General features: G+C 70.8%; 20 protein-coding genes. 1 reads left to right on the forward strand and 19 read right to left on the reverse strand.

Annotated features, from left to right (window positions below):
* Positions 1-76: 76 nt before the first annotated feature.
* The 7 genes from ccsB to L2Z93_RS16840 form a co-directional block, all read right to left on the reverse strand.
* The gene (gene ccsB / locus L2Z93_RS16810) at positions 77-1057 is read right to left on the reverse strand and encodes a c-type cytochrome biogenesis protein CcsB (protein ID WP_090588551.1); all 981 of its coding nucleotides are present in this window, start codon (positions 1055-1057) and stop codon (positions 77-79) included.
* Positions 1054-2592 (reverse strand): cytochrome c biogenesis protein ResB, encoded by a 1539-nt coding sequence (resB, locus tag L2Z93_RS16815; RefSeq protein ID WP_090588898.1) that lies wholly within the window; start codon positions 2590-2592, stop codon positions 1054-1056. The genes ccsB and resB overlap by 4 nt, the downstream gene beginning before the upstream one ends.
* A 107-nt stretch (positions 2593-2699) precedes the next feature.
* Positions 2700-3479: a cytochrome c biogenesis CcdA family protein gene (locus L2Z93_RS16820; RefSeq protein WP_090588554.1), complete on the reverse strand. Its 780-nt coding sequence runs from the start codon at positions 3477-3479 to the stop codon at positions 2700-2702.
* Positions 3476-4114 (reverse strand): TlpA disulfide reductase family protein, encoded by a 639-nt coding sequence (locus L2Z93_RS16825; protein ID WP_090588556.1) that lies wholly within the window; start codon positions 4112-4114, stop codon positions 3476-3478. The genes L2Z93_RS16820 and L2Z93_RS16825 overlap by 4 nt, the downstream gene beginning before the upstream one ends.
* Positions 4111-4719: a histidine phosphatase family protein gene (locus L2Z93_RS16830; RefSeq protein WP_090588559.1), complete on the reverse strand. Its 609-nt coding sequence runs from the start codon at positions 4717-4719 to the stop codon at positions 4111-4113. Before L2Z93_RS16830 ends, L2Z93_RS16825 begins: the two co-directional genes overlap by 4 nt.
* Positions 4712-6028 carry a glutamate-1-semialdehyde 2,1-aminomutase gene (gene hemL, locus L2Z93_RS16835; protein ID WP_090588561.1) on the reverse strand — a complete coding sequence of 439 codons (1317 nt, stop codon included), beginning with the start codon at positions 6026-6028 and terminating at the stop codon, positions 4712-4714. Before hemL ends, L2Z93_RS16830 begins: the two co-directional genes overlap by 8 nt.
* 36 nt (positions 6029-6064) lie before the next feature.
* Entirely contained in the window at positions 6065-7006 is a 942-nt protein-coding gene (locus L2Z93_RS16840; protein ID WP_193438851.1) for a hypothetical protein, read from the reverse strand.
* A gap of 194 nt (positions 7007-7200) precedes the next feature.
* On the opposite strand from L2Z93_RS16840, the gene L2Z93_RS16845 reads away from it, so the two are divergent.
* Entirely contained in the window at positions 7201-7584 is a 384-nt protein-coding gene (locus tag L2Z93_RS16845) for a nitroreductase family deazaflavin-dependent oxidoreductase (protein WP_090588563.1), read from the forward strand.
* On the opposite strand, the gene L2Z93_RS16850 is transcribed toward L2Z93_RS16845, so the two are convergent.
* The 12 genes from L2Z93_RS16850 to L2Z93_RS16905 form a co-directional block, all read right to left on the reverse strand.
* Positions 7568-8047 (reverse strand): pyridoxamine 5'-phosphate oxidase family protein, encoded by a 480-nt coding sequence (locus L2Z93_RS16850; RefSeq protein ID WP_090588566.1) that lies wholly within the window; start codon positions 8045-8047, stop codon positions 7568-7570. The two genes, L2Z93_RS16845 and L2Z93_RS16850, sit on opposite strands and share 17 nt — an antisense overlap.
* A gap of 8 nt (positions 8048-8055) precedes the next feature.
* Positions 8056-8646 carry a TetR/AcrR family transcriptional regulator gene (locus tag L2Z93_RS16855; RefSeq protein WP_090588899.1) on the reverse strand — a complete coding sequence of 197 codons (591 nt, stop codon included), beginning with the start codon at positions 8644-8646 and terminating at the stop codon, positions 8056-8058.
* Positions 8643-9530 carry an oxygenase MpaB family protein gene (locus L2Z93_RS16860; protein WP_090588569.1) on the reverse strand — a complete coding sequence of 296 codons (888 nt, stop codon included), beginning with the start codon at positions 9528-9530 and terminating at the stop codon, positions 8643-8645. The genes L2Z93_RS16855 and L2Z93_RS16860 overlap by 4 nt, the downstream gene beginning before the upstream one ends.
* 37 nt (positions 9531-9567) lie before the next feature.
* Positions 9568-9780 carry a heavy-metal-associated domain-containing protein gene (locus L2Z93_RS16865; protein WP_090588900.1) on the reverse strand — a complete coding sequence of 71 codons (213 nt, stop codon included), beginning with the start codon at positions 9778-9780 and terminating at the stop codon, positions 9568-9570.
* Between the two features lie 50 nt (positions 9781-9830).
* The gene (locus L2Z93_RS16870; RefSeq protein ID WP_090588571.1) at positions 9831-10094 is read right to left on the reverse strand and encodes a hypothetical protein; all 264 of its coding nucleotides are present in this window, start codon (positions 10092-10094) and stop codon (positions 9831-9833) included.
* On the reverse strand, positions 10087-10701 hold the full coding sequence (locus tag L2Z93_RS16875; RefSeq protein WP_234786095.1) for a transport-regulating membrane protein Mce1N: 615 nt from the start codon (positions 10699-10701) through the stop codon (positions 10087-10089). Before L2Z93_RS16875 ends, L2Z93_RS16870 begins: the two co-directional genes overlap by 8 nt.
* On the reverse strand, positions 10694-11155 hold the full coding sequence (locus tag L2Z93_RS16880) for a hypothetical protein (protein ID WP_128111838.1): 462 nt from the start codon (positions 11153-11155) through the stop codon (positions 10694-10696). The genes L2Z93_RS16875 and L2Z93_RS16880 overlap by 8 nt, the downstream gene beginning before the upstream one ends.
* An 11-nt stretch (positions 11156-11166) precedes the next feature.
* Positions 11167-12141, reverse strand: coding sequence for a porphobilinogen synthase (gene hemB / locus L2Z93_RS16885; RefSeq protein WP_260575457.1), 975 nt, complete (start codon positions 12139-12141; stop codon positions 11167-11169).
* Between the two features lie 6 nt (positions 12142-12147).
* Positions 12148-13782: a bifunctional uroporphyrinogen-III C-methyltransferase/uroporphyrinogen-III synthase gene (locus L2Z93_RS16890; RefSeq protein ID WP_090588581.1), complete on the reverse strand. Its 1635-nt coding sequence runs from the start codon at positions 13780-13782 to the stop codon at positions 12148-12150.
* Between the two features lie 31 nt (positions 13783-13813).
* The gene (gene hemC / locus L2Z93_RS16895; RefSeq protein ID WP_370745873.1) at positions 13814-14737 is read right to left on the reverse strand and encodes a hydroxymethylbilane synthase; all 924 of its coding nucleotides are present in this window, start codon (positions 14735-14737) and stop codon (positions 13814-13816) included.
* Positions 14738-14771: 34 nt separating this feature from the next.
* On the reverse strand, positions 14772-16148 hold the full coding sequence (locus tag L2Z93_RS16900) for a glutamyl-tRNA reductase (protein WP_090588586.1): 1377 nt from the start codon (positions 16146-16148) through the stop codon (positions 14772-14774).
* Between the two features lie 149 nt (positions 16149-16297).
* On the reverse strand, positions 16298-16549 hold the full coding sequence (locus tag L2Z93_RS16905) for a glutaredoxin family protein (protein WP_370745872.1): 252 nt from the start codon (positions 16547-16549) through the stop codon (positions 16298-16300).
* Positions 16550-16594 lie beyond the last annotated feature (45 nt).

Genomic DNA, 16594 nt, shown 5'->3' on the forward strand with positions numbered 1-16594 from the left:
CGGGCAACCGTGTCCGATCACACATCGCGCGGGTGGGCGCCGGTGCGTGCGCACACCGGGCGCCACTCGACATCGCTCAGCCCACTCCCGCGTAGGAGTGGAAGCCGACGGTGACCAGGTTGATGAAGAACAAGTTGAAGACCATCACCACGAAGCCGGCCACGTTGATCCAGGCCGCCTTGCGGTCACGCCAACCGGCGGTGGACCGGGCGTGCAGGTAGGCGGCGTAGATCACCCAGGCGATGAAGGACACCGTCTCCTTGGGGTCCCAGCCCCAGTAGCGGCCCCAGGCCTCCTCGGCCCAGATCGCGCCGAAGATGACACCGAAGCCGAACACCGGGAACGCGAAAATCGTGGTGCGGTAGGCGATCCGGTCCAGCGCCTTCGCGTCCGGCAGCCGGGACACCAGCGCGGCCATCGGGCCTCCTGCGTCCGGTTCGGCCCACCGGGAGGTCTTGAGCAGGAACAGGATGCTGGCCACGCCGGCCACCAGGAACACCCCGGAGCCCAGGCTGACCACCGACACGTGGATCGGCAGCCAGTAGGACTGCAGGGCGGGCATCACCGGCGCCGCGTGCGCGTACAGCCACTTGCCCGAGACGGTCAGCAGGATCAGCACCGGCAGCAGCACGAAGACCCACAGCGAGCGGTAACCGGAGCGGCGCAGCACCACCGCAGCGGCCAGCAGGCCGAACAGGCAGGTCAGGTTGATGAACTCGTACATGTTGCCCCACGGCACCCGTGAGGTCGCCAGGCCGCGCAGCACCACGCTGACGGCCAGCAGTCCGATGCCCAGGTACACCAGGGCGACACCCGCGCGACCGGTGCGCTCTTCGACCGAGCGGGTCGGGGCCGACGCCACCACACCGGGAACCTCGGCGTCCGAGCTGACCGTCGCGCCGACGGACACCAGTTCTTTCTCGGCCGCCTTGCGGCTGCGGCTATAGGCCAATTCGATGGCCAGCGCCAGCAGCGCCAGGGTCAGGACCAGCACCGACGAGGTGAACGCCCAGTCGGAGTAGCGGGACAACCCGATATCGACGTGCTCGCTGTTCATCGACCTTCCTTATGTCCTGCTGACCCGGAATCGAGCAATCGGGAGGCCAATCGCTCGAACTCGTCGCCCCAACCGGAGTTGTCGGTGCGCGCCAGGCCGCCAAGCTCGACGTTCACGGTACCCGCCACACCGGCGGGCTCAATCCGCGCCCACACCCGGCGGCTGCGCACCACCAGCGACACCAGCAGCCCGCCCATCATGGTCATCGAGAAGATCAGCACCCAGATCTGCGCCGGGTCGTGGCTGACCTGCAGGTTCACAAACGGGGTGACGTCGGTGAACGCGACGACCGTGCCGTCGTCCAGGCGCACCGACTCCCCTAGCGACAGGTTGGTCCGCTTCTCCCGCTTCAGCCGGTCCTGCGCCATCATCGAGTGGTCCAGGGCGAAGATCGACTGCGGCCGGCCGGTGTCCAGGCCGGTGTCGCCGCGGTAGATGTCGATGGCCACCGCCGGGTCACGCAGCTCCGGGTAGCTGGAGGACAGCAGGGTGGCGGCGCCGCCCTCCTCACCGCTGGTGAGTTGTTGGGTCGGTGCCAGCAGACCCTGAATGGCGATCTGGTTCTTCCGGCGCTCCATCGCGTCCGGGTAGGCGCCGGCGGGCGGGTCGATCCGGATCGCGCCGGAGGACAGCAGCGTGTTCAGGTCGTCGGGCCGCCACTGGATGGTCTGGCTGCGCACCTGTCCGTCCGGGAAGGTGACGGTGAACGTCGGCGCGTAACCGTGGCCCTGCAGGTAGACGCGGTCGCCGGCGACCCGCAGCGGGTGGTTGACCTCCAGCCGGTAGTCCCGCCAGATGTCATCGGTCAGATCGGCGCCGGCCTGGTAGCGGATGTCCGCGGCGAACGACAGCGCCTGCCCGCTGGGCAGGTAGTCGGCGTCGAAGCCGTCGACCTGGACGCACATCGGGTAGAGCGAGGTGCCGTCGACAGTGTTTCCGGCGCGGAACGAGTCGAACGCCGACGGGGACGCGGTGCAGAATCCGGGGCCGCCGTCGGCGATGACGATGACGTTGCCCTCGTAACCGAACAGCTTTCCGGCGGCGACGGCGGCGAGCAGGCCCAGCAGCGAGAAGTGGAACACCAGGTTGCCGAACTCACGCAGGTAGCCCTTTTCCGCGGACACCGTGACGCCGGCGCCGTCCGGGCGGGTGATGGTGCGCCAGCCGCGCAGTTTGGCGGTGATTCCCGCGGCGACGCTTTCCGGGTCGCCGACGGCGCAGCCCTCGGCGTGCTTGGGCAGTCGGCCGAGGTTGCGCGGAGCCTTGGTGGGGACCGCCCGCATGGATCGGATGTGGTCGATGATCCGCGGGGTCAGGCAGCCGATCAGCGAGATGACCAGCAGGACGTAGATGGCGGTGAACCAGAAGCTGGAGAACACGTCGAACATCTGCAGCCGGTCCAGCCACGGCCCGATCGTCGGGTGTTGGACGAGGTACTCGTCGACCTTGCCGGCGTTCAGCGAGCGCTGCGGGATCAGCGCACCCGGCACCGCGCCGAGGGCCAGCAGGAACAGCAGCACCAGCGCGGTGCCCATGGAGGTCAGCGCGCGCCAGGTGTTGCGGATCAGAGCGAGCGGCGAGCGGCGGGCTTTGGTCCGCTCCGGGGGCTCGTCGGTCGTCTCCACCGTCTGCTCAGTCACGCTCACAGGGGCAACCTCACGTCGCTGACGAACGCGTCGCGGACCCAGCCGACGAATTCGTTCCAGGCCCCCGACAGCAGCGCGACCCCGACCAGGATCATCAGCACCCCGCCAACGATCTGGATGGTCCGGGTGTGCCGGCGCAGCCAGCCCATCCCGGACACCGCCCAGCCGGAGCCCAGCGCCAACGCCACGAACGGCAGGCCCAGGCCCAGGCAGTACGCGATGACCAGGGCGACGCCGCGGCTGACGGTGGCCCCATCGGTCGCCGACGCGACGGTGATGACCCCGGTCAGCGTCGGGCCCAGGCACGGCGTCCAGCCCAGCCCGAACACCGCGCCCAGCAGCGGCGCGCCGGCCAGCGTGGACACCCGCCGCGGGGTGAACCGGACCTGCCGCTGCAGCGCCGGGACGAACCCGATGAACACCAGGCCCATCAGGATGGTCAGCACACCGCCGATGCGTTGCAGCAGCACCTGGTTGGTGATCAAGGTGGTGGTCATGCCGAGCACAGCGACGGTGCCCAGCACGAACACGGTGGTGAAACCGGCCACGAACAGCAGCGCCGCGCCGGCCAGCCGCAGCGCCTCGGAGCGACGGGTGAGCACCCGGGCGCCGGGGGTGTTCTCGTCGACGCCGACGACCGCGGCCAGATACGACAGGTACCCGGGCACCAGCGGCACCACGCACGGCGAGGCGAACGAGATCAATCCGGCCAGCACGCAAACCCCGAGCGCCAGCAGCAGCGGCCCGTTGACGGCGATCTCGGTGGCTCCGGTCACGGCGCGCCCTCGGCGGTCGCGCCCTCGGCGGGTTCGTCGGCCAGTCGCTGGACGACGGGCAGCAGGTCGCTGGCCAGCAGTTCGCGTAGGAACACCGCGGCCACCCGGTGCTGACGGTCCAGCACGATGGTCGCCGGGACGGTGGTGGTCGGGTATTTGCCGCCGAACGCGATCAGGGTGCGCAGCGCCGGGTCGTAGATCGACGGGAAGGTGATGCCGCGGTCGGTGATGAAGTCGACGGCCGCGTCGCGGTTGTAATCGCGGACGTTGATGCCGAGCACGGTGACGCCCTGGTCGCGGGTCTGCTCGTAGACCTGTTGCAGGTCGCTGATCTCGGTGCGGCACGGGGCGCACCACTGACCCCACACGTTGAGCACGATCACCTGTTCGGGGAAGTCGTCGACGCCGATGGTGGTCTCGGGATCCATCAGGTCGGGCCCGGAGATCTTCCCGGGCTTGCCGCGGTCGGCCGGCGGGTCGTAGAAGATGTCGGTCTTGCCGCCGGGGGCGACGAACTCGAAGGTGCCGCCGGTGACGACGGCGTCATCGCCGGTGGCGCAACCGGTCACCAGCAGCGCCGCGGCCGCCAGCGCCGCCTGCAGTCGGCGCGCCGTCGACCCGAACCTGCCGCTCACCGACCGGCCGGCTCCGCATATCCCCAGCCGACCAGGGTGTCGCCGTCGTAGGCGAAGGTGGTCAGTGAGGCCAGGTTGCACTGCCGGTGCGTCGGGAAGTGCGCCAGCCGGGATCCGGTCAGGGCGCGGCGCAGCGTTTCCACCGGCAGTTGGTGGCTGACGCACACCGCTTCGTGCCCGACGGCGGCCTGGCGCGCCCGGTCGACGGCGGCCATCATGCGGGCCGCGATCTGCCGGTACGGCTCACCCCAGGATGGGGTGATCGGGTCGCGCAGGTGCTTCCAGTTCCGCGGGTCGCGCAGCGCGCCGTCCCCCGGGGACACCCGCTGGCCCTCGAAGATGTTCTCCGATTCGATCAGCTCGTCGTCGGTGTGGATGGTCAGCCCGTGCTCGGCGGCGATCGGCGCGGCGGTCTCCTGGGCCCGCTGCAGCGGCGACGCGACGATGTAGGTGATGTCGTTTTTGGCCAGCCATTTCGCGACGGCCTGCGCCTGGGCCTGGCCGCGGTCGGACAACCGATAGCCGGGCAGCCGGCCGTAGAGGATCTTCTCCGGGTTGTGCACCTCGCCGTGGCGCATCACGTGCACCAGCGTCTTCTCAGGCATTCGCGTCCTTGGGGTCGGTGGCTGCGGCGGCGGCCCGGGCGGCGGCGGGCAGCGCCGCGGCGATGGTGTCGAAGGCGGCGTCGTCGAGGGCGGCCGAAACGAACCACGCCTCGTACGCGCTGCACGGCGGGTACACACCGCCGTCGAGCAGGGCGTGGAAGAACGGTGGGAAACGCCAGGTCTGGGCGGCCTGGGCCGCGGCGAAGTTCGTCACCTCGGCGTCTGTGAAGAACACGCTGAGCATGTTGCCGGCGCATTGCACCCGGTGGGTGACGCCCTCGGCGGTCAGCGCGTCGGTGAGCAGCCCGGCCAACCGGTCGGCGTTTCGGTCCAGCGCGGCGTACACCTCGTCGTCGGCGGCGCGCAGGGTGGCCAGGCCGGCGGCCATCGCGACCGGGTTCCCGGACAGCGTGCCGGCCTGATAGACGGGTCCGAGCGGGGCGAGGCGCTCCATGATGTCGGTGCGGCCGCCGAACGCCGCGGCCGGCAGCCCGCCGCTCATCACCTTGCCGAAGGTGAACAGGTCGGCTTCCACCGGATCGAGGCCGAACCAGCCGCTGCGGCTGACCCGGAAACCGGTCATCACCTCGTCGGAGATCAGCAGCGCGCCGTGCTCGGTGGTCAGCCGGCGCAGCGCGGCGTTGAAGCCGTTCACCGGCGGCACGCAGCCCATATTGCCGGGGCTGGCCTCGGTGATGACGGCGGCGATCTCGTCGCCGTAGCGGTTGAAGGTCTCCGACACCGCGTCGATGTCGTTGTAGGGCAGCACGATGGTGTCGGCTGCGCTGGCCCCGGTCACTCCCGGCGAGGTGGGCAGGCCCAGGGTCGCCACACCGGAGCCGGCGGCGGCCAGCAGCGCGTCGACGTGGCCGTGGTAGCAGCCCGCGAATTTGATCACCTTGGCGCGGCCGGTGTAGCCGCGGGCCAGCCGCAGCGCGCTCATGGTGGCCTCGGTGCCCGAGTTCACCAGCCGCAGCCGCTGCACCGGCCCGACGCGGCCGATGATCTCCCGGGCCAGCTCGGACTCACACGCCGTCGGCGCCCCGAACGAGAGGCCGTTTCTGGCCGCCTGCGCGACGGCGTCGACGACCTCCGGATGCGCGTGGCCGAGGATCATCGGGCCCCAGGAGCAGACCAGGTCGACGTAGACGTTGCCGTCGGCGTCGGTCAGTCGGCAGCCTTGCGCGGAGCTGATGAACCGCGGTGTGCCGCCGACGGATTGGAACGCGCGGACCGGGGAGTTCACGCCACCGGGGATGACCTCGCAGGCATCGGCGAACAGCGCCGCCGACAGGTCCGTGTTGCTCACCCCTTCAGTCTTACAGGCGCTCCGGCGCGGTCCTAATCAGAGGGTCGGGTCGCCCACCTGCGGGGCGGCGGGGGTTTCGCCCCCGGGCGCCGGGGAGTGGGTGGGCCCGGGCGCATGCGTGGTTTCGGCGGTGTGGGCGTTCAGCCAGGCGACGCCGTCACGGGCGGAACGCTTGAGCGCCGAGCGCTCCCCCAGGTAGACCGCGCCCCAGCCGAGGCCGGGAATCATCGACAGGTAGCGGTAGCGCTTGGTCGGCTTGTGCCGCTTGCCGGTCTCGTCGAAGACCGCCCGCAGGATGCCGGCCAGCTGCCACAGCGTGCGGGTGACCACCACCGGCATGGAGGACTTGATCGCCTCCAGCGGGGCGAAGCCCTTCGGCGCGGTCTCCGGCAGCGGGCCCGGATCGGGATGGTCGTCGCAATCGAAGTCCGGCGGCAACTGTCGTCGGCACAGCACCTCGGCCAGCAGTCGCACCTGTTCGCGGTGGTCGGTGACGCCGTACTCGCGGGCCACCGCGCACAGCACGATGGCCTGGTTGACGAAGCCGGTGATGTCGCTGATCGGCAGCAGCCGGTTCAGCCAGCCGAACGCGCCCGGGGAGGCGACCGCGACGGTGTCCAGACCGCCGACCCGGTTCACCCACCAGGACACCCGCTGGTCGCGACTCATCCGCTCCCAGGCCGCGGTGCCGGGCAGTTCGACGGCGTTGGCCAGGTGCGCGCCGGCGTTCATGGCGCGGTTGGCGTTGCTCGGCGCGCGCCCGGCCTCCTTGCGGCGCCGGCGCACCCGGAAGCGGCGGATCCGGTCGCCGATGCCGCGGGCGGGCCGCAGCAGCCGGTGAGTGCGGGCGCGCAGCCCGGTGACGTCGGTTTCGCTCAGCAGGTCCAGCAGCGGGTCGATGACGGCGACGGCTTTGCTCAGCCCGTCGGCCACGTCGGCGTCGCTGAGGGTGGCGTGCGGTTTCGGCAGGATGCCCATGGCGTTGATTGTGGCCTATCGGCGCGCTGAGCCGGGGCCAGAGCCGTCGAACCCGTCGGCGAGGGAACACTTTTCGCACGAAGTGCCAGTTCTGGCACGCCAACCCCAGGAACGCGCGTGCGAAAAGTGGTCCGTCGCGGGGATGTGCGCACTCCGACCTGTACAGAACCGAGCGGTCGCGCGATGATCGGAGGATGCGACTTCCTCAGCGGCTGGCCCGGTTCAACCGGCACGTCACCAATCCGATCCAGCGCCTTTGGGCGGGCAAGGCCCCGACATTCGGGATCCTGGAGCACGTCGGGCGCAAATCGGGCAAGACCTATCGCACCCCGTTGACCGTATTCGGCACCGACGACGGCGTGGCGATCCTGCTGACCTACGGTCCGAACCGGGACTGGCTGAAGAACATCACCGCGGACGGCGGCGGGTTGATGATCCGCCGCGGCAAAACCTTCCGGGTGACCGATCCGAAGGTGATGAGCAAGGAGCAGGCCGCGCCCTACATCACCGGCCCGATGCGACTGGTGTTCCCGCGGCTTCCGTTCGAGCAGGCGGTCGTGCTCAAGCGCGCCAACTGAGCGGCTGGGCCTGGCCCAGCAGCACCGCGGCCGGGGCCACCCGCAGCCGGTAGGGCCGCAGCCGCCAGCCGGCGAAGCTCTCCGAGGTCGGGCCGTCGGCCCACTGCGGGATGATCGCCGGGTCGTAGCCGACCGGGGCCGGCGCGGTGGCGAACCGCTCCCACAGCGCGGCGCGGCCGGCGTCGTCGAAGACCCACTCGACCTCGCAGTCGGCGAGGCAGGTGTCCTGGTCGGGATGCCAGTAGTTCGCCGAGAGCTGCGGGTGGGCGGCGATGTGCGCGCGCTTGAGCGGCGAGGCCCACACCGCGATCCAGCCGGTCAGTTCGGCGCCGTCCCATTCCCAGATCGGGTGCAGCACCCGGCTGGTGGGGCGGCCGGCGTCGTCGACGGTGGCCACCGAGGCCCACACGATGCGGTGCGCCATCTCGACGAAGGCGGGGGCGACGGTCTGCAGTTCGGTCATATCTGCCTTTATACGGTGGCGGCGCGCAGCGCCGCGGGCACGCTGGGCAGGAACTCCGCGGCGGCGAACGCGCGGATGTCCTCAATGGTGTCCAGCGGGCGCAGGCCCGGCAGCAGCAGCGCCATCAGCGCGTACCGCAGGATGGCGTCGGCGAGTTCGTTGACCGTCCGCGGCCCCACTTTCGCGGCGAAGCCGGTCGGGAACACCCGCTGCAGGGCGGCGGTGACCCGGGTGAGCGCCGCCCCGTAGTGCTGGTGGGCCAGTTCCAGCGCCAACGCGGGCTCGTCGGTGATCAGCCGGTTCAGCACTCGGTGGTCGCGGAACTTGACGATCGCGACGGTGAACGCTTCGACGTAGATGTTGGATTGCGGCCCGAGGGCGTTGATGTGTTCGGCGATCTCGGCGAACAGTTCGTCGTTCTCCCGGTCCATCACCGCGGCGATCAGTTCGTCGCGGCCGGCGAACCGGCGGTAGATGGTGGTGCGGCTGACCCCGGCGCGTCGGGCCACATCGTCGAGCGCCACCCGGCGGAAGCCGTGCGCGGAGAACTCGGCGAGGGCGGCGTCCAGGATGGCCCCGGTCGTCGCGTCGGCGGCTATGGGGTCACCCCGGCGTCGGCGTAGGCGCGCTTGGCGATCGGGGTGTAGCGCGCCGACATCGGCAGCCGGTCCCAGATCCGGTTCACCGTCGGGGTTCGCCAGAGGGCGGCGAAGCGCTGGTAGCGGCGCTCCTGCTTCTCGGTCCACGGCAGGTTCAGCATGGCCCGGGCCCGCGGCGGCATGCCTCCGGTGGTCAGGAACGCCGCGACCGGATTGAACAGTGGCGCGATGATTTTCCAGGCCAGCGGGTGCACGGCCTTGGGTTTGGGGAAGCCCTTGGTGACGTAGCCGACGCCGTAGATGGCGGTCCGGTGAGGCACCAGGACGGTGTCCATCATGTGGTCCCAGTAGGCGGTGAACGCGGCGTAGTCGGCCGGCAGGATCCGGTCGCTGACGCCGTAGCGACGGTACCAGGTCTTGGATTCGGAGTAGATCTGCTCGCGCTCGGCGTCGCTGAGCCGGCGCACGAAGGTGTCTGCCATGTACAGCACCGCTTCGACGAAGGTGGCGTGCGCCCAGAAGTAGGTTTCCGGGTTCAACGCGTGGTAGCGCCCGCCGTCTGGGCCGGGCATCTCCCCCTTGATGCCGGTGTGGAAGTCGCGGACCCGGGTGCCGGCGTTGTCGTCCTCGGAGCCGTAGACGGTGCCGAAGATGGGCGGCATCGAACGCTTGATCCGGGCGGCGGTGTCGGCGAAGAACACCGAATGATCCGCGACGCCCTGGCCGAGTTCGGCGAGCATGTTCTGCAGCACGGCGGGCCGCGGGCCGATCAGGTACATCCGGTTGTCGCCGAACCACCGCCAGATCAGCGAGTCGGCGTCCAGCGGCAGGCCGTCGGCGCGCCCCTCCCCGGACAGTGCTTCGGCGTCAGCCAGTTCCGTCATAGGAACAATGTTACAAATATTGTCCCCTGTACCGCAATCACCCGACGGGCACGGCCGCGTACCCCGCTTCGTCGACGGCGGCCAGCACCGCGGCGTCGTCGACGGGGCCGGACGCGGTGACCACCAGCTTTCCGGTCGACGCGCTGACCTCGATCGACTCCAAGCCGGGCAGCTCACTCAGTTCCTCGCGGACCGCCCTCTCGCAGTGCTCGCAGGACATCCCGGTGACCTGGTATTCCGTGGTCGTCATGCTGGATCCCTTCCCGTCGCCCATCACGAACACCATTGAGTGCATACCCCCTAGGGGTATGTATCAATGGATCGCCGCAACCGGGCGACGCCCAGCACCGCGCAGACACCCGCGGCGGTGACCGCCATCAGGAAGAGCGTCACCAGCGACGGGTCGAAGACCACCGACTCGGTGGCCGGGGCGCCCTCGACGACGGGATTGACCGCGACGGTGCGCTGCGCCGCCAGCCAGCTCCACACCCCCAACACAGCGAACAGCGCCGCGGCGCCGATCAGCACCCGGGCCCGCCGAGCGGTGCGCCCCGGCTCAGTCATCTGCCGGGCCTTCCTCCCGGTCGTTGAGCAACGCCACCAGCGCCGCCCGCAGGCCGTGGTGGTTGCGCCCCCAGGCCTGCACGATCCGCTGATCAGCCAACCGCAGCCCGATGCCCTTGCGACCGCGGGGCACTCCGGTCAGCTCCCCCAGCGACGGGGCGTCGCGCCAATGCACGTCGGCGTCCGGCTCCACCGGCGTGGCGCCCTTGGCCTCGGCCGGGTCCAGCCCCGCCTTGCGCAGCGCGCGCGCCGTCACCGGGTTCACCCAAGCCTGTCGCGGTCCGCCGTCGTCGCCATCGGAGAGCTCCGGGAAGATCCCGACGATCTGCGCGGTGGGCAGCCGCTGAGCGCCCTGGCGCAGAATGCCCGGCGTCAGTTCGACGGTGGTGTGATGACGCGCGCCGAGCACCACGATGGTGGTGAAGATGGTGAGGATCCCGCCGAACACCACCGGCAATCCCCACTGGAAGCCCACGCCGCTGCTGACCTGCATATAGGCCAGCACGCCACCGCCGGCGGGCCCGGCCAGCAGCCAGAACAGGCTGGCGCCAGGTTCGGCGAACAGCACCGGGGCGTCCTCGCCGGGCGGGGTGGTCGGCTCAGACAACGAGGTCTCCGTATCCCTGATGGCCGGTGCGCTCGGCGAACCACGCCCGGGCCGCCGGCCGTGTCAGCATCAGCGCGCCGACGATGATCGGAAGCATGCCGATGATGGTCAGCAGGTGCGACCCGAGGAACACCGTGATGACCAGCACCGCGAACACGGTGGCCACCGACAGCACCACGCCGCTGCGGCGGTAGCGCTCATCACCGCGCCGGGCCTGGGCGGTCAGATACCCGATGCCGAGGCCGGCGGCCGCCACCAGCACACCGCCGATGCGATGCGCCAGCAGCAGGCTTTCGGTCTGGTCGGGGGTGAGCACGCCCTGGGCCTGCGCGCGGATGGCGTCGCCGTCGACGGTCGCGGCCAGCGCACCGCCCACGATCAACAGGATGGCGCCGACGAACATCGACCAACTGGCGGCCTCGACGACTTTCGGCCGGTTCTGAGGTGAGGTCATGATCCCCCAGCCTATTGGAGCCAGCCGCAGGCTTCCGCGGCCCAGTAGCTCAGCACGATATCCGCGCCGGCCCGTCGGATGGACAGCAGCGATTCCAGCGCGGCGGCCCGACGGTCGATCCAGCCGTTGGCGGCCGCGGCGGAGATCATCGCGTACTCGCCGGAGACCTGGTAGGCCGCCACCGGCACATTGGACAGCTCGGCGGCGGCGCGGACCACGTCGAGGTAGGACATCGCCGGCTTCACCATCACCAGGTCCGCGCCCTCGGCCAGATCGAGGTCGATCTCGCGCAGCGACTCCCGGAAATTGGCCGGATCCTGCTGGTAGGTGCGGCGGTCGCCGGTGAGGCTGGACCCCACGGCCTCCCGGAACGGGCCGTAGAACGCCGAGGCGTACTTGGCGGCGTACGCCAAGATCGCGACGTCGGCGTGCCCGGCGTCGTCCAGCGCCGCCCGGATCACGCCGACCTGGCCGTCCATCATCCCGCTGGGGGCCACGACGTGCGCGCCGGCCGAGGCCTGCACGACGGCAAGGTCGGCGTACCGGGCGTTGGTGGCGTCGTTGTCGACGCGACCGAGGTCGTCGAGCACCCCGCAGTGTCCGTGGTCGGTGAACTCGTCCAGGCAAGTGTCGGCCATCAGCACGGTGGCGTCGCCCAGATCGGCGGCCAGATCGGCCAGCGCGACGTTGAGGATTCCGTCGGCGTCCGTGCCCACCGAGCCGCAGGCGTCCTTATCGCCTTCGGCGGGCACCCCGAACAGCATCAGCCCGCCGACGCCGGCGGTCACCGCTTCGGCGGCGGCGGCGCGCAGCGAATCCCGGGTGTGTTGCACGACGCCGGGCATCGAGGACACCGGCCGGGGCTCGGCGATGCCGTCAGCGACGAACATCGGCAGCACCAGGTGCCGCGGTTCCAGCGACGTCTCGGCGACCAGCCGGCGCATCGCACGCGTGGTTCGCAGCCGCCGGGGCCGGTGGAGGGTCACGGCGGACTACCGGCGACGGCTCTTCTTGCGCGGCGGGGGCAGCGCGCCCTCGGCGCGCAGCCGGGCGGCGTGCTCGGCAAGCGCGTCGACCAGCGGGCCGATCGCGGCGGTCTCCGGCTGCACGTCCACCCGCAGGCCGAACTCGGCGGCCGTCTCGGCGGTCTTGGGGCCGATGCACGCCACGATGGTCCGGGCGTGCGGCTTGCCGGCGATGCCGACCAGGTTGCGGACCGTGGAGCTGGAGGTGAAGCAGACCGCGTCGAACCCGCCGGTCTTGATCATCTCGCGGGTCTGCGCCGGCGGCGGGGCGGCGCGCACGGTGCGGTAGGCGGTGACGTCCTCGATCTCCCAGCCGGATTCGCGCAGGCCTTCGGCCAGGGTCTCGGTGGCGATGTCGGCACGCGGCAGCAGCACCCGGTTGACCGGGTCGAAGATCTCGTCGTACGGCGGGAACTCGGCCAGCAGGCCCAGCGAGGACTGCTCACCGGAGGGCACCAGCTCGGGGCTGATGCCGAAGGCGCGCACCCGCTCCGCGGTGGCCTCGCCGACGCAGGCGATCTTGACCCCGGAGAACGCGCGGGCGTCCAGGCCGAACTCGCCGAACTTCTCCCAGACCGCGCGCACCGCGTTGGTGGAGGTGAACACCACCCACTGGTAGCGGCCGTCGACCAGACCCTTGACGGCGCGTTCCATCTGCGCGGGGCTGCGCGGCGGCTCGACGGCGATGGTGGGCACCTCGATCGGCAGCGCGCCGTGGCCGACGAGCTTGTCGCTCATCTCACCGGCCTGGTCCTTGGTGCGCGGCACCAGCACGGTCCAGCCGTACAGGGCGCGGCTCTCCCACCAGTTCAGCTTGGCGCGGTTGGCGACGGTGCGGCCGATGGTGACCACCAGCGGACCGGTCAGCGGACCGGCCGGGTCGGCGGCGCCGAGCGCGGCGCGTTCGGTCAGGCCGCTCAGCGTCGTCTCCACGCTGCGCTGCTGGCAGGTGGTGCCCTGGGCGGTGACCACACAGGGGGTGTTGTCGGCCAGGCCGTAGTCGATCAGGGTGCGGGCCGCGTCCGCGAGATGCTCGGGGCCGGCCTGCAGGATCAGTGGGCCGGGAGCGGCGGCCAGCGCCGCCCAGTCCACGTCGCCGCGGACGTCGGCGATAGTGTGCGAGGAGCCCAGCGGCAGGCCGCCGTAGGTGGGCACCGCGGTGGTGGCGGGCAGGCCCGGCACGATGTCGAAGACCAGCTGGGTCCGCGCGATCGCGTTCACCTCGGCCAGCACCGGGTCCAACGACAGCGGGTCGCCGAACACCAGGCGCACCACGTCGTTGCCCTTGCGGGCCTCGGCGACCATGGTCTTGGCGACCTCGGCGGGATCGCCGAGCGCGGGGCGCACCTCGGCGCCGCCGCTGACGATCGGGGCCGCGGCCTCTTCGCCGGCCGGGGCGGCCACCGGGTCGGGTCCGACGGTCGGCGGCAGATCGGCGCCGGCCAGCCGCAGCACGGCCTCGGGGACATCGGGATCGGTGAACACCAGGGCCGCGGCGCCGAGCACCGACTTGGCCCGCGTGGTCAGCAGACCGGGGTCCCCCGGGCCGGAGCCCACAAACGTGATACGCCCCGGCTTGGCCTTACGCCCTCGCGTGGTCATGTATCTCTCCCACCGCTTTCTGAATACCCGGCTAGTGCAGGGAATCCATCAGTTCTCGCGCGCCCAGCTCGAAAAGCTCCCCGGCGACCGAGCGTCCCAGCTCGGCTGCCCGGTCGGGAGTCCCGATCCCGGACGCGCGGATCACATCGGATCCGTCGAGTGCCGCCACGCAGGCGCGCAGCGACAGCTCTTCGAAGACATTGCCGTCCTCATCGATCGACTCGACCACCTCAGCGATCGCGCCGACCGGTGCGGAACAACCCGCCTCCAGTTCGGCGAGCAGGATTCGCTCGGCGGTGACGGCTGCCTGAGTGTCGGCGTCGTTCAAATTCGCCAACAGCCCCACCAGCTCGGCATCACCGGAACGGCACTCGATCGCCAGCGCCCCCTGAGCCGGGGCCGGCAACATCTGCACCGGCTCCAGCGTCTCGGTCACGGCCTCGAGGCGTCCGATACGGGCCAGACCCGCTCGAGCAACCACGATGGCATCGAGTTCACCGCTGCTCACCCTGTTCAACCTGGTATCTAGGTTGCCTCTTAGGGGGCGGATTTCCAAACCGAGACCCAGTGCTCTAAGCTGCGCCGCCCGCCGCACCGAGGATGTGCCGATCGTCGCGCCGGCCGGCAACTCCCCCAGCACCAGGTTGTCGCGCGCCACCAGGGCGTCGCGGGCGTCCGCCCGGGCCGGGGTGGCGGCGATGACGAACCGGGGGTCCGCGCCGGTTGGCAGGTCCTTGTAGGAGTGCACGGCGGCGTCGACGCGGCCGTCGGCGATGGCTTCGCGCAGTTCCGCGGTGAACACCCCGACCCCGATCTCGGCGACCGGGGCCTGTGAGCGGTCGCCCTGGGTGGAGATGATGACCAGCTCGGCGGGCCGGCCGAGGGCGATCAGCGCGTCGCGCACCGTGCCGGCCTGGGTGGTGGCCAGCAGGCTGCCGCGGGTGCCGATCCGGATCGGCTGCGATCCGGCCAAGTCAGGAGTGGGCAATCTACTCGTCGTTCTCAGCGGTCAGTTGATTGTCGAAATCCATTGACACCGAAGGCAATTCACCGGCCGTGGCGACGGCTTCGACGGCCGTCGGATCCAGCTCGAAGAGTTCCCGCAGCGCTTCGGCGTAGCTGTCGCCGCCCGGCGCGCCGGCCAGTTGTTTGACCCGCACGGTCGGGGCGTGCAGGAGCTTGTCCACCACCCGCTTCACGGTCCGGGCGACCTCGTCGCGGTGGCTGGTGTCCAACCCCGGCAGCCGGTTGTCCAGCCGCAGCAACTCGGCCTCCACCACCTCCGCGGCGCGTTGCCGCAGCGCGGTGACGGTCGGGGTGACCTCGGCCATCCGCTGCCGGGCCAGGTAGGTGGCCACCTCGGTGGCCACGATCGCGCGGGCCGCCTCGGCGTCGCCGGAGGCCGCCCGGGCGGCCGGCTCACGCTGGATGCGCTCCATGTCGACCACGAGCACACCCGGCAAGCCGCCGACGGCCGGGTCGACGTCGCGCGGCATGCCCAGGTCGCAGATCACCAGCGGGCGCTCCCCCGCGCCGGCCGAGGAGCGGTGCGCCAGCGCGTGGTGCACATCGGCCAGCGAGACCACCGGGCTGACGGCTCCGGTGCTGCTGATCACCACGTCGGCGTCGATCAGCGCGCCCGCAACATCGTCGAGCGCCACCGCGGTGGCGATCACACCCAGTTCGCTGAGGTTGGCGGCCAGCCGGTGCGCGCGGGCCATCGACCGGTTGACCACATGGACCTTGGCGATGCCGGCGCGGGCCAGGTGCGCGCCGGTGAGCGCGCCCATCGACCCGGCGCCGACGACGACGGCGGCGCGTCCGGCCAGTCCGTTCAGCGGCCCGTCGGCCATGCCGAGGGCCACCGACACCACCGAGGCCCCGGCGGCGTCGATCCCGGTCTCCGAATGCACCCGCTTGCCGACCGAGAGCGCGCGCTGCGACAGCTCATGCAGGGTGCGACCGACGGTCTGATTGGCTTCCGCCGAGGCATAGGCGCGGCGCACCTGGCCCAGCACCTGCTGCTCGCCGAGGACCGCCGAATCCAGGCCGGCGGCCACCGAGAAAAGGTGCTCGACAGCGGCTTCGGCGTAGCGCACGTAGGCGTATTTGGTGAGGTCGCCCAGCGACATCCCGGACCGCTCGGCGAGCACCTGGCCGATGACCGACAGTCCGCCGTGGAAGGCGTCGACCACCGCGTACACCTCGACCCGGTTACAGGTGGACAGCACCATGGCCTCGGTGACCAGAGAGGATTGCAGCAGTTCGTCGATGATCTTGGCCTGATCGGCCTCATCGGTGGCGAGTTGCTCCAGGACCGGCACCGGCGCACTGCGGTGCGACACACCGAACAGAAGAACGCTCACAGCACCACCCTGGTGGCCGTCATTGTGCCCGCTCCCTCACCATAGACGTCCACCCACGGTAGACGGTGGGAGTCGCGGGCACCAAATTTTGGCCGAACCCCGTCGACGGCCGTCAAACCGCGTGGTCAGCGAGGCGAGGGCGCCCTTGGTCAGGGTCGGCGGGCGGCCAGATCCCGGCGCAGCCGTGGTTCGTCGAGCTCCCAATAGCTGTGCTCGACGCCGTCGAGCAACACCACCGGCAGCCGGTCGCCGAACTCCGCCCGCAGGGCGGGCTCCCCCGCCGCCGCGGCTTCGTCGACATCGGTGACCGCCAGCTCGAAGCCCAGTTCGTCGGCCAGCGCCATCAACTCCCCGGCCAATCGTTGGCAGATCACACAGCCGGCCCGGGTCAGCAATTCCACACGTGCGCGCTCCACCCGGCCCAGTGTGCCCGATACGATATTGGT

Origin of the sequence: Mycolicibacterium brumae, assembly GCF_025215495.1 — a bacterium.
GTDB lineage: Bacteria > Actinomycetota > Actinomycetes > Mycobacteriales > Mycobacteriaceae > Mycobacterium > Mycobacterium brumae.